Annotated in this window: 23 protein-coding genes and 1 tRNA gene; 12 read left to right on the top strand and 12 right to left on the bottom strand. The window is 40.5% G+C overall.

What is annotated here, in order from left to right:
* Positions 1–78 precede the first annotated feature (78 nt).
* From ASL19_RS09880 to ASL19_RS09860, 5 genes are all read left to right on the top strand, one after another.
* Entirely contained in the window at positions 79–1,338 is a 1,260-nt protein-coding gene (locus ASL19_RS09880; RefSeq protein WP_057178200.1) for an ABC exporter membrane fusion protein, read from the top strand.
* Between the two features lie 74 nt (positions 1,339–1,412).
* Complete coding sequence (gene devC / locus ASL19_RS09875; RefSeq protein ID WP_072149120.1) at positions 1,413–2,594, top strand: ABC transporter permease DevC; 1,182 nt, start codon at positions 1,413–1,415, stop codon at positions 2,592–2,594.
* Between the two features lie 25 nt (positions 2,595–2,619).
* Positions 2,620–3,324: a DevA family ABC transporter ATP-binding protein gene (locus ASL19_RS09870; protein WP_006276658.1), complete on the top strand. Its 705-nt coding sequence runs from the start codon at positions 2,620–2,622 to the stop codon at positions 3,322–3,324.
* 96 nt (positions 3,325–3,420) lie between these two features.
* Positions 3,421–3,627, top strand: coding sequence for a hypothetical protein (locus ASL19_RS09865; RefSeq protein ID WP_057178199.1), 207 nt, complete (start codon positions 3,421–3,423; stop codon positions 3,625–3,627).
* A gap of 120 nt (positions 3,628–3,747) precedes the next feature.
* On the top strand, positions 3,748–4,323 hold the full coding sequence (locus tag ASL19_RS09860; protein WP_006276656.1) for a methylmalonic aciduria and homocystinuria type D protein: 576 nt from the start codon (positions 3,748–3,750) through the stop codon (positions 4,321–4,323).
* A gap of 6 nt (positions 4,324–4,329) precedes the next feature.
* On the opposite strand, the gene ASL19_RS09855 is transcribed toward ASL19_RS09860, so the two are convergent.
* Complete coding sequence (locus ASL19_RS09855) at positions 4,330–5,391, bottom strand: TrkA family potassium uptake protein (protein ID WP_304437816.1); 1,062 nt, start codon at positions 5,389–5,391, stop codon at positions 4,330–4,332.
* Between the two features lie 167 nt (positions 5,392–5,558).
* Between ASL19_RS09855 and ASL19_RS09850 the strand changes: the two genes are divergently transcribed.
* A complete protein-coding gene (locus ASL19_RS09850; protein ID WP_040008583.1) occupies positions 5,559–6,839 on the top strand; it encodes an aspartate aminotransferase family protein in 1,281 nt (426 codons plus the stop codon).
* A 36-nt stretch (positions 6,840–6,875) separates the two neighbouring features.
* On the opposite strand, the gene arsJ is transcribed toward ASL19_RS09850, so the two are convergent.
* The 6 genes from arsJ to ASL19_RS09820 all read right to left on the bottom strand — a co-directional run bounded on the left by arsJ (position 6,876) and on the right by ASL19_RS09820 (position 13,594).
* Positions 6,876–8,138, bottom strand: a complete 1,263-nt coding sequence (gene arsJ / locus ASL19_RS09845) for an organoarsenical effux MFS transporter ArsJ (RefSeq protein ID WP_057178198.1) — start codon at positions 8,136–8,138, stop codon at positions 6,876–6,878.
* A 14-nt stretch (positions 8,139–8,152) separates the two neighbouring features.
* Positions 8,153–9,169, bottom strand: coding sequence for an ArsJ-associated glyceraldehyde-3-phosphate dehydrogenase (locus ASL19_RS09840; RefSeq protein ID WP_057178197.1), 1,017 nt, complete (start codon positions 9,167–9,169; stop codon positions 8,153–8,155).
* A gap of 1 nt (position 9,170) precedes the next feature.
* Positions 9,171–10,217, bottom strand: coding sequence for a PstS family phosphate ABC transporter substrate-binding protein (locus tag ASL19_RS09835; RefSeq protein WP_057178196.1), 1,047 nt, complete (start codon positions 10,215–10,217; stop codon positions 9,171–9,173).
* Between the two features lie 136 nt (positions 10,218–10,353).
* Positions 10,354–11,946 (bottom strand): magnesium-protoporphyrin IX monomethyl ester anaerobic oxidative cyclase, encoded by a 1,593-nt coding sequence (gene bchE / locus ASL19_RS09830; protein WP_057178195.1) that lies wholly within the window; start codon positions 11,944–11,946, stop codon positions 10,354–10,356.
* A gap of 363 nt (positions 11,947–12,309) precedes the next feature.
* The gene (locus ASL19_RS09825; RefSeq protein WP_057178194.1) at positions 12,310–12,633 is read right to left on the bottom strand and encodes a metalloregulator ArsR/SmtB family transcription factor; all 324 of its coding nucleotides are present in this window, start codon (positions 12,631–12,633) and stop codon (positions 12,310–12,312) included.
* A 37-nt stretch (positions 12,634–12,670) separates the two neighbouring features.
* Positions 12,671–13,594 (bottom strand): NAD-dependent epimerase/dehydratase family protein, encoded by a 924-nt coding sequence (locus ASL19_RS09820; protein ID WP_057178193.1) that lies wholly within the window; start codon positions 13,592–13,594, stop codon positions 12,671–12,673.
* A gap of 110 nt (positions 13,595–13,704) precedes the next feature.
* Between ASL19_RS09820 and ASL19_RS09815 the strand changes: the two genes are divergently transcribed.
* From ASL19_RS09815 to ASL19_RS09795, 5 genes are all read left to right on the top strand, one after another.
* Complete coding sequence (locus tag ASL19_RS09815; RefSeq protein WP_040008615.1) at positions 13,705–14,862, top strand: glycosyltransferase; 1,158 nt, start codon at positions 13,705–13,707, stop codon at positions 14,860–14,862.
* Between the two features lie 128 nt (positions 14,863–14,990).
* The gene (locus ASL19_RS09810) at positions 14,991–15,749 is read left to right on the top strand and encodes a sugar transferase (protein WP_057178192.1); all 759 of its coding nucleotides are present in this window, start codon (positions 14,991–14,993) and stop codon (positions 15,747–15,749) included.
* Between the two features lie 138 nt (positions 15,750–15,887).
* Entirely contained in the window at positions 15,888–16,967 is a 1,080-nt protein-coding gene (gene gmd, locus ASL19_RS09805; protein ID WP_057178191.1) for a GDP-mannose 4,6-dehydratase, read from the top strand.
* 11 nt (positions 16,968–16,978) lie between these two features.
* Positions 16,979–17,923, top strand: coding sequence for a GDP-L-fucose synthase (locus ASL19_RS09800; RefSeq protein ID WP_057178190.1), 945 nt, complete (start codon positions 16,979–16,981; stop codon positions 17,921–17,923).
* Positions 17,913–18,482: a 5-formyltetrahydrofolate cyclo-ligase gene (locus ASL19_RS09795; protein WP_006276643.1), complete on the top strand. Its 570-nt coding sequence runs from the start codon at positions 17,913–17,915 to the stop codon at positions 18,480–18,482. The genes ASL19_RS09800 and ASL19_RS09795 overlap by 11 nt, the downstream gene beginning before the upstream one ends.
* Before the next feature lie 11 nt (positions 18,483–18,493).
* On the opposite strand, the gene ASL19_RS09790 is transcribed toward ASL19_RS09795, so the two are convergent.
* From ASL19_RS09790 to ASL19_RS09780, 3 genes are all read right to left on the bottom strand, one after another.
* Positions 18,494–18,567, bottom strand: a tRNA-Pro gene (locus tag ASL19_RS09790).
* 61 nt (positions 18,568–18,628) lie between these two features.
* Positions 18,629–18,994, bottom strand: coding sequence for a DUF1818 family protein (locus ASL19_RS09785; protein ID WP_006276642.1), 366 nt, complete (start codon positions 18,992–18,994; stop codon positions 18,629–18,631).
* 11 nt (positions 18,995–19,005) lie between these two features.
* Positions 19,006–19,257: a DNA-directed RNA polymerase subunit omega gene (locus ASL19_RS09780; RefSeq protein ID WP_040008574.1), complete on the bottom strand. Its 252-nt coding sequence runs from the start codon at positions 19,255–19,257 to the stop codon at positions 19,006–19,008.
* Between the two features lie 174 nt (positions 19,258–19,431).
* Here ASL19_RS09780 and ASL19_RS09775 point away from each other — a divergent pair, with 174 nt between their 5' ends.
* Positions 19,432–20,331 carry a hypothetical protein gene (locus ASL19_RS09775; protein ID WP_057178189.1) on the top strand — a complete coding sequence of 300 codons (900 nt, stop codon included), beginning with the start codon at positions 19,432–19,434 and terminating at the stop codon, positions 20,329–20,331.
* Positions 20,332–20,371: 40 nt separating this feature from the next.
* Here the strand turns inward: ASL19_RS09775 and ASL19_RS09770 are convergent, their stop codons facing one another.
* Both ASL19_RS09770 and ASL19_RS09765 read right to left on the bottom strand, forming a co-directional pair.
* Positions 20,372–21,520 carry an extracellular solute-binding protein gene (locus tag ASL19_RS09770; protein WP_057178188.1) on the bottom strand — a complete coding sequence of 383 codons (1,149 nt, stop codon included), beginning with the start codon at positions 21,518–21,520 and terminating at the stop codon, positions 20,372–20,374.
* Between the two features lie 52 nt (positions 21,521–21,572).
* Positions 21,573–22,997, bottom strand: coding sequence for an NADP-dependent isocitrate dehydrogenase (locus ASL19_RS09765; protein WP_057178187.1), 1,425 nt, complete (start codon positions 22,995–22,997; stop codon positions 21,573–21,575).
* Positions 22,998–23,028: the final 31 nt, after the last annotated feature.

Here is a 23,028-nt window from a genome sequence, read left to right as displayed (position 1 = left end):
ATTTTTGATAAATTTTTAGAAAATCTGTTAAGATAGTAGCCATCTTATGATTTATAGTAACTTTACCTAGGGGGGTTTTTGAAAAGACTAATTCTGTTGGTTTTAGCAGTAGCCACCGTCAGTGGAGGAGTTGCGACCTATACTTTCAATCATTCTATCAAGGCCAGTAGTGCTACCACTGGGGAAGTGGAGGAAACTTTACCTACTCCCACTTTGGTAACAGCATTGGGGAGATTGGAACCGGAAACACCAGTGATTAAATTATCTCCACCCCTAGCATTAGATGGGGACAGGGTGGAAAAAATCCTCCTTCAAGAGGGTGATGCGGTTAAAGCAGGTCAGATAATTGCCATATTAGATTCCCGGGATAAATTACAAAGTGCTGTTGAAAGGGCGCAAAAACAAGTAAAGGTTGCTCAAGCTAAATTAGAGCAGATTAAATCTGGTGCTAAACCGGGAGAGATTCAATCACAAAAAGCGAATGTAGAAAAGTTAAAGGCAGAGTATGAAGGCAACAAAAATGCTTACATACAAACTATTGCTAGGATAGAAGCTCAATGGCAAGGTGATAGAACTGCTCAGGAGGCAAATATTCGACAATTGGCTGCGGAACTGAAAAATGCTAAATCGGAATATCAACGTTATCAACAGTTATATTCCCAAGGAGCAGTTTCTAATTCTTTAATTGACAGTAAACGGTTAAATGTGGAGACCAGCGAACAAAAATTAACCGAAGCTAGGGCGATTTTGGAACGGATTAATACTACTGCTAGTAAACAACTGGCGGAAGCTAGGGTACAACTAAATAGAATTAGTACCACTAGTGCGAAACAAATTAGGGCAGCTGAGGAAACACTAAATAGTATTGCCGAGGTTCGTGCTGTAGATGTGAACTTAGCCAGAACAGAACTTGAAAGTGCTGTTTCAGTTCTTGACAGTGCCAACACAGATCTGGAATCAGCTTTTATTCGCGCTCCCATGAGTGGTAGAATTCTGAAAATTCATACTCGTGCGGGTGAGAAAATTACCGCGTCAGGTATTGCGGATTTTGCCCAGACGGAGAAAATGTCAGTGGTAGCAGAAGTTTACCAAACTGATATCAGTCGAGTCAAAATTGGGCAAAAAGCCAAGATTATGAGTCCTACATTATCAGAGAAATTAGAAGGTAATGTGATTCAAATTGGTTTACAAGTCAATCGTCAAAATGTGTTTAGTAACCAACCTGGTGAAAATCTAGACAGTCGAGTGGTTGAGGTGAAAATTCGCCTCACCCCCCAGGATAGCAAAAAGGTTGCTGGACTAACTAACTTACAAGTGCAAACGGCAATTGAACTGTAATTTGTTTCTACCTAGTTCATCCGTTTCTATACTCTATTAAATTATGCCATTTCACTTAAATATGTGTAGCGTCCATGATATCAAAACTTTTTCTTAAAACCCCTTTGGCGTGGCGACAGCTCATGAAAGAAAGAACCCGATTGGCAGTTGCTGTGGCGGGTATTACCTTTGCTGATATGTTGATATTTATCCAGATGGGATTTGAAAGTGCTTTATTTGATGCAGCAATTCAACCCCATCGCAAATTGCTGGGAGATTTAGTGTTAATTAATCCTCAATTTAATAGCTTGTTTTCCACGAAAAGTTTTTCTAGAGATAAACTATATCAAGCACTAGGTTATGAGGGGGTAGCATCGGTTAATTCCATTTACATTGGTACGGCACAATGGCGTAATCCTCAAACACGAATTGATCGACCAATTTTGGTTTGGGGAGTTGATCCCTATCAACCTGGATTGAGATTTCCCGAAGTAGAAAAAAATAAAGATACTCTCAAATCACTCAATCATATTATGTTTGACCAAGCTGGTCGTCCCGAATATGGTGAGGTTGGTAAAATTTTTCAAAAAACCGGTAACTTTCAAACGGAACTGAATAATAATTTGGTCAGCGTGAGGGGTTTATTTAGTAATGGTGCTTCCTTTGCAGCTGATGGCAATGTGGTGGCTAGTGACTCCACATTTTTACGATTATTTCCCCAACGCAAACCCGATCAAATTGAAGTGGGACTAATTAATTTAAAACCCGGTACAGATATCCAGAAATTAAAGGCACAACTGAAAATTGGGTTGAACCCCGATCCTAATAGCCCGTTTGTGGAAGTGGGCACAACAGAGGATTTTGCCCAAAAAGAAAAGAATTACTGGGCCACTAGCACAGGGATTGGTTTCATTTTTGGTTTGGGTGTAGGGGTGGGTTTTATTGTTGGTATTGTCATTGTCTATCAGATCCTTTATTCTGACGTTTCTGACCATCTTCCCGAATATGCCACCCTCAAGGCTATGGGTTACACTGATTGGTATCTTTTAGGAGTTTTGATCCAGGAATCTTTATTTTTGGCTATTCTGGGTTATTTACCTTCATTATTCCTCTCTTTGGGATTATATCAACTAACTTTTGTCGCTACCATGTTACCCATAACTATGAAAGCTGAACGGGCAATTAATGTGTTTATTTTAACGGTAATTATGTGTAGTATTTCTGGAGCGATCGCCCTAGGGAAACTTCGTTCTGCTGACCCGGCAGATATTTTTTAGATATTTCTTAAACAAGGAGAATGTCATGTTAGGAATTACCTACGATGCAAAAATAGCAACTCAGACAGTAATTGAAGTTTCTCAACTCAATCATTATTTTGGTGAAGGTGCTTTAAAAAAACAAGTTCTATTTGATATTAATTTACAGATTAAATCTGGAGAGATTGTAATTATGACAGGTCCTTCTGGTTCAGGTAAAACCACTCTCTTATCCTTAATGGGTGGTTTACGTTCTGCACAAGAAGGCAGATTGCAAATACTCAACCAAGAGGTTTGTGGTGCTAGTAAGAGAGTCTTAACCAAAATGCGCAGACAAATAGGCTACATTTTCCAGGCTCATAATTTAATGAGCTTTTTAACTGCAAAAGAGAATGTAAAAATGTCCTTAGAACTGCACCCTGAGTATTTAAATCAAGACATTAATACTAAAGCCATAGCAATGTTAGAGCAAGTTGGACTAGGCGATCGAGTCAACTACTATCCAGAAAGTTTATCAGGAGGACAAAAGCAAAGAGTTGCGATCGCTCGTGCATTAGTCAGTCATCCCAAAATAGTACTAGCGGATGAACCAACTGCTTCCTTAGATAAACAATCAGGAAGGGATGTGGTGGAACTAATGCAAAAGTTGGCTAAAGAACAGGGTTGCACGATTTTACTAGTTACCCATGACAATCGGATTTTAGATATAGCAGATCGAATCATTTATATGGAAGATGGTCAACTGCGTTGATGAGGAGATAAAGTATATATCCATTACCAACAAACTGCTGTACCATATATAGTGTAGGGCTTAAAAAAATTTCATCAATAAATAGGGGAGGTATTTATGAAAATTTGGGTGAATGAGCAGATCGATCCCTCGGGGATGATTCATGCTTGTATAGCTTGTTGTGATGAAGACCAGGCTAAAGAATGTCATAACTCCTTTAGCCATAGCTTAACGGAAGGACAAAAAGCTGCTGGTTGGATAGCAAAGTTGCGCACGGTAGAAACCTGGGACGAAGTACCAGTTAATGCTTTAAAACTGAATTAGGTGCAGTTGAGATAGTTTTGCCTGAACTTGATGATGATTATGGGAAAGTTGATTTTTGAGCAGTCTTCAGAGTTATGATCATAGACAATTAAAAAACAAAATTGCAAAAACTGATTAAATGTGGTCAACTCTCTAAGTGTTCGCACTTCCGATCCCAGCTATCCTATTAATTTAGTTGGCAAAACAGGACAAGCTGTGTACATTTCCATTCATAACCCCAGTCAATATATCTGTGCCAACTGCGAACAGATATTGCCAGATTGGAAACAACAACAATTCTTATGGGTGATAGTTGTATTACAACAATCAAAATATCCACTGGTAGAAATGACTGGGGAAATAGAAACAGAAAAAGAAAAATTGCGGGAAAAGTTTATCAGGTTCGGTTGTGACGTGGCTTTCAATTTACGAGATCAAGGTTATACTACCGATTTAATTGATCCCCGCACGGGTTATCCCTTACTTTCCCATCCGGGTCTGATTCCCCATGATGACACTGCAGTTGCTAAAGCATTGCTAAATTATCCCGTAATTAAAAATAAATGCTGTGTCTTAGTTCATCCCCAGTGGGGTACCGCTGTTTATCCCAGCGTTTTACTTTCTAGTGCGCCACCAGAAGTAATCCTATCGGCCATTAAATCTATTGCTCCCTTACATGGTTGGATGGAAGTTGATAATGAACTACCTCACCTCTAAATACCCCTAAATATGTTTTGGACGTCTTAACTCTCGGGAATTCATCGGAGCTAAAACTTGGTTTAAACCCCGTAATTGTTCCGCCGTACCCATACAAATCAGGGTATCTCCGGATATTAATATTGTATCCCCCGTCGGTCCCCCAATCAAGTTTCCATCACTCCGCCGAATTGCTAATACTAAAGCACCAGTTTGCGATCGCAATTTTGCCTTTTGTAGAGTCTGTCCCAGGAATGGACAATCACCGTCCAGTAAAAATTCTTCCATGTATAACTGTCTATCCGTCCCCGAAAGTATACCATCAACAAAATCTAGTACCTGGGGTCTTAACGCCGCTGCTGCCATTCTTTTACCCCCAGTGATGTATGGTGAAATTACCGTGTCAGCTCCCCCACGCTGTAGTTTTTGTAAAGACTCCTCCGTACTCGCTCGGGCGATCGCCCTAATTTGAGGGTTGAGGGTTTTTGCTGATAATACGGTATATAAATTTTCAGCATCAGAGGGTAAGGCTGCCACAATACAAACAGCACGTTGTATACCCACCTTCGACAAGGTATCATCCAGGGTAGCATCACCTTGATAGACCATATAACCCTGGGACTCCGCCTGCTGTACGGATTCCATATCAGAATCAACTACCACAAAGGACACGGACTCGGCCTGAAATTCTTTAGCAATTTGTCTACCTGTACGACTAAAACCACAGATAATGTAGTGATCTACTAGTGATTCCATTAAACGCCTCCGTTGTCGAAGTTTAATGCCTTGTTGAAAGTAACCTTCAATTATTGCCTGTGTAAACCTATTAACTATGTAACCAATATTAATTACACCCATTAATATCAAGGCAATAGTAAATAAACGCCCCCGACTACCTAAAGGATTGGTTTCTCCATATCCCACAGTGGCCAAGGTAATTACGGTCATATAAGCAGCATCCTCCCACGACCACCCTTCCACTAAACAATACCAACAAGTACCAACAAAAAACACCAGAACCAGAGCTAAAGCACCAACCATTAGCTCTTGCTGAATCTGTTTATATTTATCTTCCAGTGTGGAGTACACAGTTAATCAGAAATTAAAGACCAAAATGTCAGAAAAACTAAAAATTTAAAAGTTAATGAAACTTTTATCGACCCTTTACAATAATATAGAGAATAATGGATAATTTTGAAATCTTCCGGAAAAACTGGCAAAGTATTTAGGACTAAAAATTTATTGGAGGTGCGGTAGTGAGTATCCAAAGTTTAGTTGAACAGCCAATAATCCCCTCAAATATATCAGGTATGAATGTATTTAGTGTGGATAATTTTAACCAAGTAGTGATGTCCACCTACGGACGTTTTCCCATCGCTCTGGAAAGGGGTGCTGGTTGTAGGGTTTGGGATACCCAGGGTAAAGAATATCTTGACTTTGTTGCTGGTATAGCTACTTGTACTTTAGGACACGCCCACCCGGCTATGGTAGAAGCGGTAACCTACCAGATTCAAAAGCTACATCATGTTTCCAATCTCTACTATATTCCAGAACAGGGGGCACTGGCTAAATGGATAGTAGAAAACTCCTGTGCTGACCGGGTGTTTTTCTGCAATTCTGGAGCGGAAGCTAATGAAGCGGCGATTAAACTTGCCCGGAAATATGCTCACAAAGTTCTAGACATTGCCCACCCCATTATTTTAACTGCTCATGCTAGTTTTCATGGTCGAACCCTAGCCACCGTCACAGCTACCGGACAACCCAAATATCAGAAAAACTTTGATCCCCTAGTTCCTGGGTTCCATTATATTAACTACAATGATATCAAAGAAGTAGAAGCAGCAGTGAGTGAGTTAGATGAAGGTAACTATCGAGTTTGTGCAATTTTAATTGAGCCATTACAAGGGGAGGGAGGAGTTCGTCCTGGTGACAAGCAGTATTTCCAACGCTTACGGGAAATTTGTGATGAAACTGGCATTTTATTAATTTTCGATGAAGTCCAAGTAGGAATGGGACGCAGTGGTAAATTATGGGGTTACGAACATTTAGGTGTGGAACCGGATATTTTCACCAGTGCCAAGGGGTTAGGTGGAGGTATTCCCATTGGGGCCATGATGAGCAAAAAGTTCTGTGACATTTTTGAACCCGGGGAACATGCGAGCACATTTGGTGGCAATCCTTTTGCTTGCGGTGTAGCTTTGACAGTGTGCCAGACCTTGGAAAGGGAAAATATTTTAGAGAATGTTCAGGAGCAGGGAGCCCATTTACGGGAAGGACTAAAAATGATTGTCCGTAAATATCCTCGCCATATTTCCCAGGTACGCGGTTGGGGACTAATTAATGGTATGGAAATTAGGGAAGATAGTCCCTTAACCGCATCGGATGTAGTCAGAGCTGCTATGGAAGAGGGGTTGTTGCTGGTACCAGCAGGTCCCAAGGTAGTTCGGTTTGTACCTCCCCTAATTGTTACAGATACTGATATCAATCAGGCATTACAGTGCGTAGAAAGGGCCCTGGCAAGAATCAGCAACAATTAAATTTATCCAACCTATGGGTGGGTGGGTACTTAACATTCAGTCCCCCTCTCCTCCCTTCCACACAATATCCTTACTCGGATTGGGATTTGGTAACTTTAAGGAAACTAAACCAGCTCCCAACACAAAAATCATTGATGTCCACAAACAACCCACTAACCCAAATAACTGATAGACTAATCCGGATAATACTGTTCCCGCTAGACGACCACCGGAATTGGCCATGTAATAAAAACCAACGTTTAAAGCTACTTTATCATCATCGGTAAATGCCAAAACTAAGTAGGAGTGAACCGCAGAATTAAAGGCGAATACCACACCAAACAACATTAGTCCACTAATCATAACTATATTAGCAGGCAACCCGCTTTGAAGAGCTAATGCTATGACACAAGGAACAGCTGTTAAGGCAAATGTCCAAAATTGAATATTTTTGGCTGTTGGTGCCCGACCAGAACCAAATTTCTTCATTAAATTGGGAGCAAAAAATTGTACAATTCCATAGCCAATCACCCAGGTTGCTAAAAATCCCCCTACTTGATAAAAAGACCAACCCAAAACTTCACGTAAAAACACTGGTAAACCAACTACAAACCAAACATCACGGGAGCCAAACAAAAAGAATCTAGCTGCGGATAAAATGTTGATCTCTTCACTTTTAGAAAATAGCTGACTGAATTTAACTTTCTTTTTAATTTTCCCCATTCCTTTGGGTAATAATAATCCTGTGAACATAATCAAAAATAGCGCGCCTGCCATAATTAAGAGAGCATTGACAAAGCCAAATAATGATAACAAAGCACTACCAACAAAAAAACCAATTCCTTTTAAGGCATTTTTAGAACCGGTTAAAATTGCCACCCATTTGAATAGGGAAGATTGAGCATCTTGAGGAACCACTAAACGAATAGCACTTTTGGAGCTCATCTTAGTTAAATCCTTAGCAATGCCAGAAAACGCCTGGGCTACCATCACATAAAGAACTGCTAACCACTGCACCCAATCTGTATTTAACCAAGACAACATGAACAAAGAAAAAACTTGTAAACCTATACCACTATAAAGAGTAACTTTCAGACCTAATTGGGATCCCACCCATCCACCTAAAAAATTAGTAACGATGCCAAATATCTCATAAAACAGAAATAAAAAGGCAATTTGTAAGGGTGTATAACCAATTTGATTAAAGTACAACAAAACTAGCATTCTCAATGCGCCATCTGTAATGGTAAAACCCCAATAAGCTAGGGTAACTACAGCATAATTTCTCAAATTTGCACCTGAATCAGCAGTATGGTTCATATATTTTTGTTGTGTTACTGATGCCAACTTAAAGCTACTTTCCGAGTTAATTCAGCCATCCGATTAGCGTAACCCCATTCATTGTCATACCAAGCCAGGATTTTGACTTGGGTTTCATTGACAACCATTGTGGAAAGTGCATCAATAATTGAAGAGCGAGGATCATCCTTATAATCAATGGAAACTAGAGGACGTTCCTCATAACCCAAAATTCCTTTTAATGGTTCCTCCTCAGAAGCTGCTTTTAATAAAGCATTAATTTCTTCTATGGTGGTTGGTCGCACTACCTCAAATACACAATCCGTGAGGGAAGCGTTTAATAAAGGTACACGCACAGCTAAACCATTTAACTTGCCATTTAATTCGGGATAAATTAGTCCAATCGCTGTAGCTGAACCGGTGGAAGTGGGAATCAATGACATACCTGTAGCTCTAGCACGACGCAAATCTTTATGGGGTGCGTCAACTATGGTTTGGGTGTTAGTGTGATCATGAATTGTGGTGATAATTCCATGCTTAATTCCTATACCTTCATGAATAACTTTTACCACTGGTGCTAAACAGTTGGTGGTACAAGAAGCAGCTGTTAAAATATGATCCTCTTGGGGTTTATAAAGCTGATCATTTACTCCCATCACAATATTTAAAGCTCCCCCTTTTACGGGTGCAGCAACAATTACTTTACCTACTCCTCTTTGAAAGTAGGGACTGAGAGTTTCTAGGGTCCTAAATTTTCCTGAGCATTCTAAAACAATGTCCACGGCAAATTCTTCCCACGGAACTTCCCCCGGTTGGGAATATTCACTAAAGGTGAGGGATTTGTCACCAATAAGGATTCGGTCTTTTCCCGTTCCTACCTCATTTTGCCAACGTCCATGTACGGAATCAAATTTCAGTAAATGAGCTGCTGCTTCCACACCACCTTTGAGTTCATTTATATGCACAAATTCTATTTCTGACCAATCCCACCCAGCACGCAATACCAAACGTCCTATGCGCCCAAACCCATTAATTCCTACTCTCACTGTCATCTTAAAATTCCTTCTGCTTGCGCAATAATTGCCCAATAGTTAAATCGAATTCTGACTTACCCCCAAATACCGTCCCAGCTTTACCGTTATGTAAGTGTACATAGCCAATTTTGTATGCTTCCTCCGGTAAAGGTACGGAGCCAACGGAATTAACTATTGCTGGTGCCTTTTTTAAGTAAAAGTCCACAAACTGATAAATTTTCGATCGCTTTTCACCTGACCACAAATTCACATAAATAAATAGGGGTCTGGATAAGGGTTGATACCTGGATTTCCCTACTGTTTCCTGGGATGGTAAAACCGGTCCCTTTTTGTTATCAATGGCTACCAGTTTTAATTTGTCTTGATTTTTCTCGTAGTAGGCATAGCCAAAATAGCCTAAAGCATTAATATCTTTATTAACTCCTTCAACTAACACATTGTCGTCTTCACTGGCTGTGTAATCATTACGACTGGCCTTTTCTCTGCCAATAATGGCCTCGACAAAATAATCATAAGTGCCAGAATCCCTACCTGGTCCGTATAATTTTAATGGACGATCCGGCCAGGAAGCACGTATTTGATTCCACTTGGTAATTTTTCCCTGGGATTGGGGTTCCCATGTCTTTTTCAATTCATCAACTGTCATATCCTCAACCCAGTTATTTTGGGGATTCACTACAACAGTTAAAGCATCAAATGCAATAGGTATTTCTATATATCTGACACCATTCTTATTACACTCTGCCATTTCCTTGGCGGAAATCGGTCGGGAAGCATTATTTATGTCCGTTTCATTACTACAGAATTTTTTAAACCCTCCCCCCGTACCAGAAACACTTACTTCTACTGAACTGGAATTTTTCCCATCCTTAGTAAACTCTTTAACTATAGCCTGGGTAATCGGATATACAGTGCTGGATCCGTCTATTTTGATTTTACGTGCTATCTGAGAGTTAACATCTTTTGTTGCTTCTACTGAACTGTTTTTGTTCACATCAGCGGTGCAACTGGTGGCCAATGTTAACATTCCCACTGTGATCAATAATCTTACTGCGGTTGCTTTCACTGGTTTATCCTAAATATGGTTCTACTGGATAGTATGTATTCATCATTTCAAAAAAAATTGATATGTCAATTATGTAAAGGGAAAAATATACAAAAATTAACCATAACAATTTAATATTCCCCATTTCCCTTTCAGGTTAAGATGTCAAATCCTCCAGTTCAGGCAAATCATTAGGCGCACCACATGCGGAAATGTTACCAGTAAAGTTTACATCTGCCATCAATTCGGGATGCTCTTGTTTACGCTGGGCTATTTGTTCACGGGTAAGAATTTTGGACTGGTCAAATCCTAGTTCAATTTCGGTGCTTAAACCTTTATATTTGACCCGTTTGAGATTGTAAAAACGTTTGTTTAGGGTGGTTTTTACAAAAGCTCCTAAACAGCCTAAAAGATATTTACGCTTAAAGGAATCCTTCACAAACCAATATTCAAAGGTCTTGCGGAGGTAAAAGCGGGCATAGTTCTTAAGCACTCCTTTGAGAACATCTTCTCGCTCCATAGCATCCGGTTTCATGATGGGAGTGACGAAGTTATATTGGGAATAATCTCGAACTTCCACACGGTCTCCCAAATCCTGAAATAATTCAGAAAATGGCCAGGGGGTAAACATGTTCCAGTTTACCATGTCAGCTTTCCAGTCCAAAGCCATTTTATAGGTTTCTTCAATGGTTTCTGGGGTTTCGTTTTCCAGTCCCATAATAAACTGGGCTTCAGCAACCATGCCATTTTGCTGTAATAATTGAATTGCCCGTTTATTTTGTTCAATTGTGGTTTCTTTGCGGAACAGATTTAACTTTAATTGTGCAGCAGCTTCCGTACCCAAGGAAACATGAACTAAGCCAGCTTGACGGTAAAGAGGTAAATCTGCTTCGTCTCTCAATATGTCTGTAACTCTGGTGTTGATTCCCCAGTGCACACCTAAATTTCTGGCTATTAACTCATGACATAAATCTAGAAATTTTGGTTTGTTAATGGTTGGTTCTTCATCGGCTAAAATGAAAAATCCTACCTGATATTTTTTTACCAAAAGTTCAATTTGGTCCACGAATTTTTTAGGACTACTAGAACGATATTTCCGCCAGAATGCCCACTGGGAACAAAAACGGCAAGTAAATGGACAACCTCTGGCATAGTTGGGAACAGCTACTCGCACGTTCAAAGGAGTGTAGATATATTTACTCCAATCTAATAAGTCCCAATCTGGGGTCAGGGTATCTAAATCACTAATGGGTGGATGTGCTGGAGTGGCTACTACCTCCCCATTTTCTAAAAAGGCAATTCCTAAGATATGACGACGGTCTTTTTCATCACTACCTTGAGCGATCGCCTGTACTAAATTAACTGTAATTTCTTCTCCTTCTCCACGGATAATATAATCTACCCAGGGAGCTTCCTGGAGAACTTCGTTGTACATATAGGTGGGGTGAACTCCACCCATAATTGTTTTGGCTTGAGGAAGGATTTGTTTAACAATTTGTAGGGTAGTTTGTGACTGGTAAATCATGGGTGTAATGGCTGTTGCCAATACAATATCTGGCTGATAATCTCGAATGATTTGTGCTAGAGCATCATCAGTGATATAGTCGGTCATGGCATCCACAAACTGAATGTTAGTAAACCCGGCATTTTTTAATGCTCCTCCTACATAGGGAACCCAACTAGGTGGCCAATTACCCGCAATTTCCGCACCACCAGAATGGTAATTGGGTTGAATCATCATGATCCGCATAATTTACCTCTTAATCTTTCTCGATTTGAAGACAGGATTTACGCATCATCCACGGAAAATTTCGCTATTTCAGACCCAATATAGGGTGGCTATATTCGACTTTTAATTATTTTTTAAAAACTTTGTTCTGGGAATTTGCTTGTAGGGCACAAAATCAAAAAATGTTATGGTTTATGGTTAAAGGTGATGTTTGGGAGGCGCTCTGGTTCATCCCCTATCATAAGTCTACACCTAGAAACTTTCCTCTATGAATAAACTTTGCTAAGATTTAATGTTCAATTTACTTTTTTCTGGGAACGGTTCATGCTTAATTAATGCTAATGCTAAGCAAAACCTATAAGTATCGTCTATTTATTTACTCATTTACTCACAAAAGGAGGTAAGGGGTAAAACGGGGGAGTTGACCCGAATATCTTGTAAATACTGCTCTAGAATCTGAAATTGGTACAAATTTAAACTGTAGTATATCCAGCGTCCTTCTTGGCGATTTACAACCAGACCTGTCTGTTTAAGAATCTTTAGATGAAAAGAAAGTTTAGACTGACTAATACCTAAAGCATTAGACAAGTCACACACACAAAGTTCTCGATGGCGCAACAGCTCTATTACACTAATCCTAATAGGATCGGATAAAGCATGAAAAGTCTGGGCCATGAGATAAGGGGTTGTGTGCAAAGAGGTGGGCATGGATTTCTCCAATATTCAAATCCTCATGCTAGCATCTTTAAGCTAGTATTTCATCGTCAACAGAAAAGTCTATTTCCCCTTGAGCTGCACCACCGGTTAAATAGTCATTTTGAAAGGAATCTTGCAAACCGGAAATTAAATCATACTGGGGTTGCCAATTTAATTCTGTAATCGCTCTATTCACAGATGCAAAAAAGTGTTGTGCCCGCATGGGAAAAGCCTTACGCTTACCAAAATCAAACTTTTTAGGGTCGTAATGGACAATTTTTACACTGTCAGCAGACTTACCAGCAGCAATAGCACAAGCGCGAGCTAAACCATCAAAAGTCACAAAGCGATCGCCTGAAACATTATAAATCTTACCAATGGCTGTTTCGTTACCAATTACCTGTAACATTGCCTGAGCTAAATCTTGAACATGACCTAATTGGGTAATATGTAACCCGTTACCTGGAATGGGAATAGGGCGATCGCGCACTATGCGGTCAAAGAACCAACTTTCCAGGGGATTATAATTTTTCGGTCCGTAAATATAAGTGGGACGAATGGAAGTAAAAGGAATTCCTAACTGTTGCAAGAAGGACTCAGTTTCATGTTTACCACGATGACGACTTTTAGGATCAATAGTATCCCCTTCTACATGGGGCAATTGATCGGATTTAAGATACACTCCAGCTGAACTCATATAAACAAACTGTTTAACCCTTCCCTGGAACATTTTTGCCAAAGGTTCAGTATCAGTAAGTTCTCGACCATTATTGTCAAAAATGACATCAAAACTCTCCTGGGATAGCTTAGACAACTGACTAGGATCCGTGCGATCGCCAATAATTTGACCCACACCGTCCGGTGCAGGATGATTGCCACGATTAAACAATACTACTTCGTGTCCAGCCTTAATGAGCAATTGAGTTAAATAGACACCAATGAACCGAGTTCCACCAATAACCAGAATACGCATAAAATCACCATATCTGACAAACTTGAGGAGAAAAAATCGCCTGTAAATTGAGAGTATCACAGAGAATGACCCAAGGGGAATGCAGTTATGGTTCAATAATGTTATTCGTAATGGGGCTAATCACTGTGTCCACAACTAAAAAATATGCTATGGTTCACGAGTGGCTAACACCCAAAGCTACTGGGGGTTCAGAACTAGTAGTCCGGGAAATATTAAATCTAGTGGATGCTGATTTATATGCCTTAATAGATTTTGAATCAAGTAATCCTGAAAGCTATCTTTATAAGCGTCGAGTTGGCACGACTTTTTTACAACGCTTGCCATTTGCTTATCAAGGTGTACAAAAGTATTTGCCTTTATTACCACTAGCTATAGAGCAACTAGACTTGCGAGAATATGAAATTATTTTGTCATCATCCCATGCAGTAGCTAAAGGGATTCTAACCACTCCTAACCAGTTACACGTTTGTTATTGTCATAGTCCAATGCGTTATGCTTGGGATCTAACCTTTGATTACCTAGCTCAGAGCAAAGTCGGTAAAGGAGTTTTGGGATGGGTAACTAAATATCTACTACATGGATTGAGACAGTGGGACGTGGTCAGTGCTAACCGAGTGGATTACTTCATTGCCAACTCTCAACACACTGCCAAAAGGATTTGGCGGTGCTATCGTCGTCAAGCCAAAGTCATCTATCCACCAGTTAACACTGAAAATTGCCCCTTTAGTTCCCAAAAAGAAGATTTCTACCTCATAGTTAGCCGATTAGTTAGCTATAAACAAGTATCTTTAATTGTTCAGGCCTTTAATCAACTACAACGCCCACTAGTCGTCATTGGCAATGGTCCCCAAAAGGAACATCTACAGGCGATCGCCCGTCCCCATATTCAGATCTTGGGATGGCAATCGGAAACAGTAGTGAAATCATACATGGCACGTGCAAAAGCTTTTGTATATGCAGCTTGTGAGGATTTTGGTATTGCTTTAGTTGAGGCCCAAGCTTGTGGTACTCCAGTAATTGCATACGGTGCAGGGGGAGCTTTGGAAACAGTTAGGGATATTCGTACTTGTATTAAAACCGGAACAGGTATATTCTTTAAACAGCAAACCATAGCGTCTTTAGTGGAGGCCGTGCAAAACTTTGAAACCTATGAGGACCTGTTCAAACATGAGTATCTGAGATCCCACGCGGAAGGATTTTCTTCCCAGGTTTTTGCTAATGATTATCTAGATTTTCTAGATTCTTGTCAAAAGCAACACCACTCATAAAATCATATCCGCAACTCGTACAGTTATTTTTCCAATTTTCAAGAATGTTTTTGAGAATTGTCTCGGAAATAAGTGTCTTTTAGCTTTAAGATCGGGACTGTGTGTGGTGTGGATTATTAAGGAGTATAATGACTGCCCAGAGCTCACTCCTCTCCGATAAGCGTTACCCGCGTAAAGATGCCAGTACTTCGACGCATACTTCCAAAAAACGCGGTCAAAAACCTCAACCTCCCAGGATTAAACCTAGGGGCTTGAACTTTGAGGGTTTAAACGGAGAGCTTACCAAACGATTGTTTGATATCACTTTTTCACTATTGGTTTTGATCCTGTTTTTCCCTGTCTATATAGTTCTGGCTTTACTGATTGCTCTCAGTTCTGAAGGCCCTATATTCTACCTTCAAGAACGAGTTGGAAAAAATTATCGTGTCTTTAATTGCATCAAGTTTCGTACTATGGTGACAAATGCAGATGAAATACTGGCACAGATGATGGAAACTTGTCCAGAAATGCGTGATGAGTTTAACAGCACTTTTAAACTTAAAGATGATCCTCGTATTACCAAAGTTGGTCATTTCTTGAGAATTACTAGTCTGGATGAATTTCCTCAATTTTGGAACGTATTAAAGGGAGATATGAGCGTAGTTGGTCCCCGTCCCCTAGTAGTTAAGGAACTGCAAAAATACGGGTCTCACATTGATCAGGTTTTAACTATCCGTCCGGGAATAACCGGATTGTGGCAAGTCTCCGGGCGTAATGACATACCTTATCCTAAAAGAGTACAAATAGATCTACACTATGTTAGATCTAGGAGCTTTTTACTGGATCTATGGATTATTCTCAAAACTATTAATATAGTCATTATTCCCAAGAACAACGGAGCATACTAAGAAACTTTCGGTTATTTAACCTGATTCAGTGGGTTTTTTCCCACTTACTAATCAGGTTGAACTAGTTGAAATGGTAAGAAACTAACCACCTACATGGTATTCTGGCTAATACTATAACTTTAAAAGGAAAAGTTTGGCGTGAATCGAATCAAAAAAGCTTTAATCACTGGTATTACTGGTCAAGACGGTTCATACTTGAGTGAATTTTTGTTAGAAAAAGGTTATGAAGTTCATGGCATAATTCGTCGCACCTCCACATTTAACACGGATCGTATTGATCACATTTACGAAGATCCCCATCAACAAGGTGCAAGGTTCTTCTTGCACTATGGTGATCTTACCGATGGTACTACCCTACGTCGAATTTTAGAAGAGGTAAAACCAGTTGAAATCTATAATTTGGGTGCCCAGTCCCATGTGAGGGTTAGCTTTGATTCCCCAGAATATACGGTTGATTCCGTAGCTATGGGAACCCTACGTCTCTTAGAAGCTGTTCGTGACTACCAAAATCGCACAGGGATTCAAGTTCGTTTCTATCAAGCTGGTTCTTCAGAAATGTATGGTCTAGTACAGGCTGTGCCTCAAAGTGAAACTACACCCTTTTATCCCCGTAGTCCCTACGCCTGCGCTAAAGTTTATGCCCACTGGCAAACTATCAACTATCGAGAATCCTATGGCTTATTTGCCTGTAATGGTATTTTATTTAATCACGAATCTCCCAGACGTGGGGAAACCTTTGTAACTCGCAAAATTACTAGAGCTGTATCCCGTATTGTAGCTGGTAAGCAAAACAAATTATATATGGGCAATTTAGATGCCAAACGGGATTGGGGATATGCTAAAGATTATGTGCGAGCTATGTGGTTAATGTTACAAAAAGAACAGCCAGATGATTATGTAATTGCTACTGGTGAAACCCACTCAGTGAGGGAATTTTTAGATTTGGCATTTAGTTATGTGAATCTCAAGTGGGAGGATTATGTTGAATTTGATCAACGGTATTTAAGACCAGCAGAAGTAGACCTATTAATTGGTGATTCCACCAAAGCTAGACAAAAATTGTCTTGGCAACCCTCAGTTACCTTTGAGCAGTTGGTAGCTTTGATGGTAGAAGCAGATCTACAGGCATTAGGGCTAAACTCCCCCCATAGCAGTAGTTTGCAAATTCCCTGGGATATGGCAATTATTCGTCATGAGATAGGTGCTCTACATTTTTAAGGGGTGGAAAGATGAATGAATTAGAATTAGAAAGCAAACGTATTCTGGTAACAGGTGGAGCGGGTTTTCTAGGTCGCCAGGTAGTAGCTCAATTATGTCAAGCTGGAGCTAATCCAGAAAAAATCACAGTCACACGCTCCCGTGATTGTGATCTAAGAGTTTGGGAAAATTGTCAGCGCGCAGCTAATCAACAGGATATTATCATTCACCTAGCTGCTCATGTGGGGGGAATTGGTTTGAATCAAGAAAAACCAGCTGAGTTATTTTATGACAACTTAATCATGGGAACCCAGTTGATCCATGCAGCTTATCAAGCAGGTGTGGAAAAGTTTGTCTGTGTGGGAACTATTTGCGCTTACCCTAAATTTACCCCCGTTCCATTTCAAGAGGAAGATCTTTGGAATGGTTATCCTGAAGAAACTAATGCTCCCTACGGGATTGCTAAAAAAGCTCTTTTGGTTCAGCTCCAGTCCTATCGTCAGCAATATGGTTTTAATGGTATTTACTTACTACCCGTAAATCTCTATGGACCTGAAGACAATTTTGACCCCAAAAGTTCTCATGTGATTCCCGCTTTGATTCGCAAGGTTTACGAAGCCCAAATTAATGGAGAAAAACAACTTCTGGTCTGGGGTGATGGTTCCCCTACCCGGGAATTTCTCTACTCCACAGATGCAGCACTAGGTATTGTTATGGGAACTCGGTTTTATCATGAATCTGCTCCCATTAATTTGGGTACGGGTTATGAAATCTCTATTAAGGACTTAATCACTCTTATTTGTCAATTAATGGAATATGACGGAGAAATAGTCTGGCAAACAGATAAACCCAATGGACAACCAAGACGCTGTTTAGATACTCAAAAAGCTAGGGCGGCTTTTGGTTTTACCGCTCAAGTGACCTTTGAGCAAGGATTGAAAAATACCATCCAATGGTATAGGCAAAATGCAAACTAAGGTCAGCAAGAAACAACTGCGTTACCAAATATTGGCAACTCGTCAATCCATGACCTTACAAGAATGGCAACTCAAGAGCGATCGCATTTGTAGTATAATACAATCCTCACCTTTATTTACCCGAGCCAAAACAATTCTCGCCTACTTGAGTTTTCGTCAGGAACCGGATCTGAGTTCACTGTTTAGTCGGTCTATGAATTCCCAACGTCGTTGGGGTTTCCCCCGCTGTGTTGGCAAATCTCTTGTTTGGCATTTATGGCAACCAGACACCATTCTAACCATCAGCAATTATGGCATTGCTGAACCAGATCCCTGTTCTCCTACCATAGACTCGACGGAAGCTGACCTCATCCTGGTTCCCAGTGTGGCCTGCGATCGCCAAGGATACCGTTTAGGTTATGGTGGTGGTTACTATGACCGATTTTTGAGTTCTCCCACCATATCCCACATACCCACTAGAGGGGTAGTTTTTGATTTTGCCTACTTACCAGAAATACCCTGGATTGATCCTTGGGACCAACCATTGGGAGGGGTTTTTACTGATCACCAGGGTTCTTAAAGAAACTGGAATCGGAGCGGCGGGATTCGAACCCACGACCTCCACTACCCCAAAGTGGCGCGCTACCAAGCTGCGCTACGCCCCGTTAACTAAATTAAATCACTTTCCTTAATATATCAAAGGTGAGAAAAAAAAGCAAGGGGTTTTCAAAAAACTTTCAGAGTTGCCACGGCCTTGACTAACTCTTGGACAGCATGGTCACTCAAGTATCCTTGAACCGATCTTCCATTAGTCAGGATAAATCGCATGCTATACAGATGAGCATCTCCTTCTACTTCCATCCACACTAGATCGGATTCAGCTTCACAGGTAATTTTTTCTTCATCCATGAGTTCCGATGTCAAAACCCTGATGGTCTCCACTAGTTGGGTTAGTAAACGGCAAAAATGTTCCAGCTCTAGTTGGGTTAGTTCGACGGCCCAATCGTCACTTCCTACCAGACCATTAAATTGGGTAGAGTCTGGTTTCCAACCTATTTGCCAACCAGTTCCCCGTTTAACTACCTTTTCCATTTTCCGTAGTATTACAGCCAATCACTAGGTAACTCACCAATAATTTCTGGCTGAGTTAACTCATCAGACATTTCAATGATTGCTCTAAGCACCGGTTTCATAATGCTATCTTCGTTATTCTCAAAGTCTTCATAACGGCGACGTTTAGCACGATTAGCCACCTGCACAGTGATTCTATAACGATTTGATGCGGCGTTAATCAAATCCTCTGAGCGCTGCATAACTTGAGATTGGGTGGTCTCGAACCTGGAACGTTTGAGCATAGTTGTTTTGGGTTGAATTTTTGACGTTCGATTCACTTACTCACCAAATACTAGCACAATTATCAAAAAACGACTAAACCCACAAGATAATTGTTGGATAATTTTAATGAATTTTTTGAACACTTGTGATACCCTATTTGTGTTACAATCCTTACTTGAACCTAGGAAAAGATCATGAACGAGCTAACAAAGTCCGATCTCAGGGAACGCTTAGGCAACATAGATCAGATCCGCGATATACTAATTGGACCTCATTTGAGAGAGTATAATAACCGTCTAGAACAGCTGGAACGTGGTTTGGCATCGGTTCAGTATGAATTGCGCAATCGAGGTGAGGAAACTCGTCAAACAATCTTAGTGGAGTTAAACGCTACTGCTGATCTATTAGAAAAAAAGATTCGCAATCTAATTATTAAGGATGAGGAGGAGAAATTTAACCTCAATCAGCAAATAGATAATATTAACAAGCGCATTCTCACGGCCACCCAGGAACTACAAGATTCCGTAACAGCTGAATTAGACGAACTAGCGGAAAATGCCGATAAGCGGTTTAAATCAATACAGACAAAAGACGAGGAGGAAAAGCTAGAAATTCGTCAGCAGATTGAGCTAGTGAACAAAAGGCTAGGGGGTAACATTGAAACGGTGAAGGAAACATTTCAACAGCAGACGAAGACCTTGCAGGAAAATTTGCAGGCCACTCGGAGTAAGTTGCAGGATGAAATCACCGAGCTACGTGCCCAAACCATTGAGGAGTTGGAAAGGTACTCCTCCATATTAACTCAAGAGAAGGTTTCTAAGGATGATATGGCGGAATTGCTGTTCGAGCTAGGTCTAAGACTCCAAGGAAAGGAATTTGTTCCCGAGCTCCAGCAGGTTGCCAATTTCACAGAAGAGCTGCAAACAATTATAACTGAGTCCCCAGACCAATCTGCAACGGACTTGATACCTGAAAATCCCCCAGAAGTAACGTCAGAATCAAAACCCACGGTTTCTAGTTCTTCCCCACGCCCTAAGGTAGAAGGTTCTACTCCCCGTCGGACTAGAACCAGTCGTCTTAAGGGAGGTAATTAGCTAGGTGGGTGGTGAGAATTCGGCTAGCATCAGAGATTGTTTAGCCAGTTTTCATTTTTAAAAACAATTCCTCGTACTGGTTTATACTTTCTAAGGATAAGGGTTTTAAGAACTCGCATTTTTCTAGTAATTCCTGCTCAATTAGGAGTAAGTTTTGTATGGAATCACTTATACCCTGAACCTTAGAAGTATTGATAAAAGGAGGGGTGTTGGTTTTACCCAACATCACAATTTGTCCAGCAATGTCTGGTTGCCAACAAAAGTCAATCCATTGTGATATTAAATTATCTGTTTCCTCAGTCATTAGTGTATTTGCTGGTTGCACCCATAAATCTGCCCAAATTGCTGTTCCTGACTGGGGTATAACTGCTCTCAATTGGGGATAACGACTTAAAATAGGGATAATGTCATTTGACCAACCTACTGCTAACCATGTGTCTCCAGTAATTAGGGGTTCTAGATAGTTAGTGGAGTCATAGAATTTCACCTGCTGATTTAAACTCTCCAGTTCTATGTTTAAGTTGGGAATTTCTAGTAGATTTACTGTGTTGTAAGATCTGCCCAGTTTCTTTAAAACCAATCCAATCACCTCTCTGGGGTGATTGGGTAAAGAAATTCGAGAGCGCAAATCACTTCGCCATAAGTCACTCCAATCTCGTGGTTGCCAATTAAGGGTCTGTAACTGTTTCTGATTATATACAAGCACCGTATTTCCCCAACGATAAGGTGCGCCCCATACTTTACCTTGAGAATCCCAATTACCCTGATCATCCCGTTTCACCAACTGCTGCCATTTTTCCTGTAAGGATGACCATTGTTTACTTTTTTTTATTGGTAAGGGTCGAATTAATTTCTGCTCAATAGCTGGTTTTAACCAATAGTCTCCCAAGGTTACTAGGTCACAATGGGGTGATTTTTTCTCTCCCGGACTTTTATCTCTTGTTTCTCGCCAAGTTTGTAACTGTTTAAACAAATCATATATCTGATTTTTTGGTACGAAACTTAGTTTGACATGGGGGAGTGTTTTATCTGATTGTAATCTTTTGTTAAATTGATTGACCACATAGCCTGGTATAGAATCCTTTAAAAGCAATACCTGGAATTCTGATTGATTTTTCCCGTTACATCCTATGAGTGTTTGACCAAGCAGAATTCCACCCACATTAAATAGAAAATTCCTTCGTTTCATTTTGTTTCCCCAATTCCTGTCCCCATTTTTGCATACCAATACCAATATGATATCAGCAGTTGAATTGTTGAATAATTGTGTCAGCAAATTCAGAGCATTTTAGTGGTTCCACTGGAGGTTCCATTAGCCGTGCTAGGTCATAAGTGACTTTACCATCAGCTATGGAAGCACCTAGCCCTCTTTTGATTAAATCCGCTGCTTCCTGCCATCCCATGTATTCTAGCATCATCACTCCTGAGAGGATAACAGAACCAGGATTAATTTTGTCTAATCCTGCATGTTTTGGTGCTGTGCCATGGGTAGCTTCAAAAATGGCACAGGAGTCTCCAATGTTTGCTCCTGGACCCATTCCTAAACCACCGACAATGGCCGCAGCAGCATCGGATAAATAATCTCCGTTTAAGTTCATCGTGGCTAAAATAGAATACTCATCTGGCCGTGTCTGAATCTGCTGAAAAATGCTGTCAGCAATCCGATCATTTACCATGACTTTATCTTTCCATTGTCCATCCCCGTGGGTAGACCATATTGAATTGATTACTGTTTCTACTTCTTTGACAATTTGTGCTTTTTTCTCTGGTGTCAAATTGTCAAATCCCGGGTCAATCATTCTGGCATTTTCTTCCAGGGAAATTTGGGGATTTTTCTCCTTATTGCCTAAAATCCATGATTCCCTTTCTGTAACACACTCTGCGCGAAATTCCTGGGTCGCTAACTCATAACCCCAATCTCTAAACGCTCCCTCGGTGTATTTCATTATATTCCCTTTATGCACCAAGGTTACCTGTTGTTTTTCTTTGGGTAGTTGTAAAGCATGCTTTAGGGCACGTCTCACCAGTCTTTGGGAACCACTCCTACTAATCGGTTTGATTCCTATTCCCGCATCCAGGGGAATCTGTTTTTTGCCATGCTCTGGTGTCGCTGGTATGAGATCTTTGTTCAGGATGTTGATCAATCGCTCTCCTATTTCACTACCTTGCTTCCATTCTATCCCCAAGTAAATATCTTCCGTATTTTCCCTATAAACAATTACATCTAGTTTATCTGGACTTTTATGGGGAGAAGGAGTTCCCGCATAGTAACGACAGGGACGCACACAGGCATATAAATCAAATATTTGACGCAATGCCACGTTCAACGAACGAATTCCACCACCTATGGGGGTAGTGAGTGGACCTTTAATGGCAATACCATATTCCTTAATAGCTGTAAGAGTATCCTGAGGTAAGTACTGGTAGGTTCCATATAAATCGCATGCTTCATCTCCAGCATAGACCTTGAACCAACTAATCTTTCTTTTGCCATTGTAAGCCTTAGCCACTGCTGCATCTAGCACTTTCTCCGTAGCTGGCCAAATATCTATACCTGTTCCATCACCGCGAATAAAAGGGACAATGGGATTATCCGGAACTATGGGTTCCCCGTTCTGGAAGGTGATTTTTTCGCCGGTCGGGGGAGGGGTAATTTTTTCGTACATGGTTAACACATTCCAAAATAAAGTGAAGCTA

The sequence above is a fragment of the Cylindrospermopsis sp. CR12 genome (genome assembly GCF_001432185.1).
Lineage (GTDB): Bacteria > Cyanobacteriota > Cyanobacteriia > Cyanobacteriales > Nostocaceae > Raphidiopsis > Raphidiopsis raciborskii.
Note: the sequence above shows the minus strand (reverse complement) of the source record. Positions and strands in the feature narration are given on the sequence as shown.

Bases quoted from the DNA above. Each gene is read 5' to 3' on its own strand.
- devC (WP_072149120.1), top strand. From the start codon at position 1,413: ATGATATCAAAACTTTTTCTTAAAACCCCTTTGGCGTGGCGACAGCTC.
- ASL19_RS09870 (WP_006276658.1), top strand. From the start codon at position 2,620: ATGTTAGGAATTACCTACGATGCAAAAATAGCAACTCAGACAGTAATT.
- ASL19_RS09865 (WP_057178199.1), top strand. From the start codon at position 3,421: ATGAAAATTTGGGTGAATGAGCAGATCGATCCCTCGGGGATGATTCAT.
- arsJ (WP_057178198.1), bottom strand. From the start codon at position 8,138: ATGAACCATACTGCTGATTCAGGTGCAAATTTGAGAAATTATGCTGTA.
- ASL19_RS09840 (WP_057178197.1), bottom strand. From the start codon at position 9,169: ATGACAGTGAGAGTAGGAATTAATGGGTTTGGGCGCATAGGACGTTTG.
- bchE (WP_057178195.1), bottom strand. From the start codon at position 11,946: ATGCGGATCATGATGATTCAACCCAATTACCATTCTGGTGGTGCGGAA.
- ASL19_RS09825 (WP_057178194.1), bottom strand. From the start codon at position 12,633: ATGCCCACCTCTTTGCACACAACCCCTTATCTCATGGCCCAGACTTTT.
- ASL19_RS09820 (WP_057178193.1), bottom strand. From the start codon at position 13,594: ATGCGTATTCTGGTTATTGGTGGAACTCGGTTCATTGGTGTCTATTTA.
- ASL19_RS09815 (WP_040008615.1), top strand. From the start codon at position 13,705: ATGGGGCTAATCACTGTGTCCACAACTAAAAAATATGCTATGGTTCAC.
- ASL19_RS09810 (WP_057178192.1), top strand. From the start codon at position 14,991: ATGACTGCCCAGAGCTCACTCCTCTCCGATAAGCGTTACCCGCGTAAA.
- ASL19_RS09800 (WP_057178190.1), top strand. From the start codon at position 16,979: ATGAATGAATTAGAATTAGAAAGCAAACGTATTCTGGTAACAGGTGGA.
- ASL19_RS09795 (WP_006276643.1), top strand. From the start codon at position 17,913: ATGCAAACTAAGGTCAGCAAGAAACAACTGCGTTACCAAATATTGGCA.
- ASL19_RS09785 (WP_006276642.1), bottom strand. From the start codon at position 18,994: ATGGAAAAGGTAGTTAAACGGGGAACTGGTTGGCAAATAGGTTGGAAA.
- ASL19_RS09780 (WP_040008574.1), bottom strand. From the start codon at position 19,257: ATGCTCAAACGTTCCAGGTTCGAGACCACCCAATCTCAAGTTATGCAG.
- ASL19_RS09775 (WP_057178189.1), top strand. From the start codon at position 19,432: ATGAACGAGCTAACAAAGTCCGATCTCAGGGAACGCTTAGGCAACATA.
- ASL19_RS09770 (WP_057178188.1), bottom strand. From the start codon at position 21,520: ATGAAACGAAGGAATTTTCTATTTAATGTGGGTGGAATTCTGCTTGGT.
- ASL19_RS09765 (WP_057178187.1), bottom strand. From the start codon at position 22,997: ATGTACGAAAAAATTACCCCTCCCCCGACCGGCGAAAAAATCACCTTC.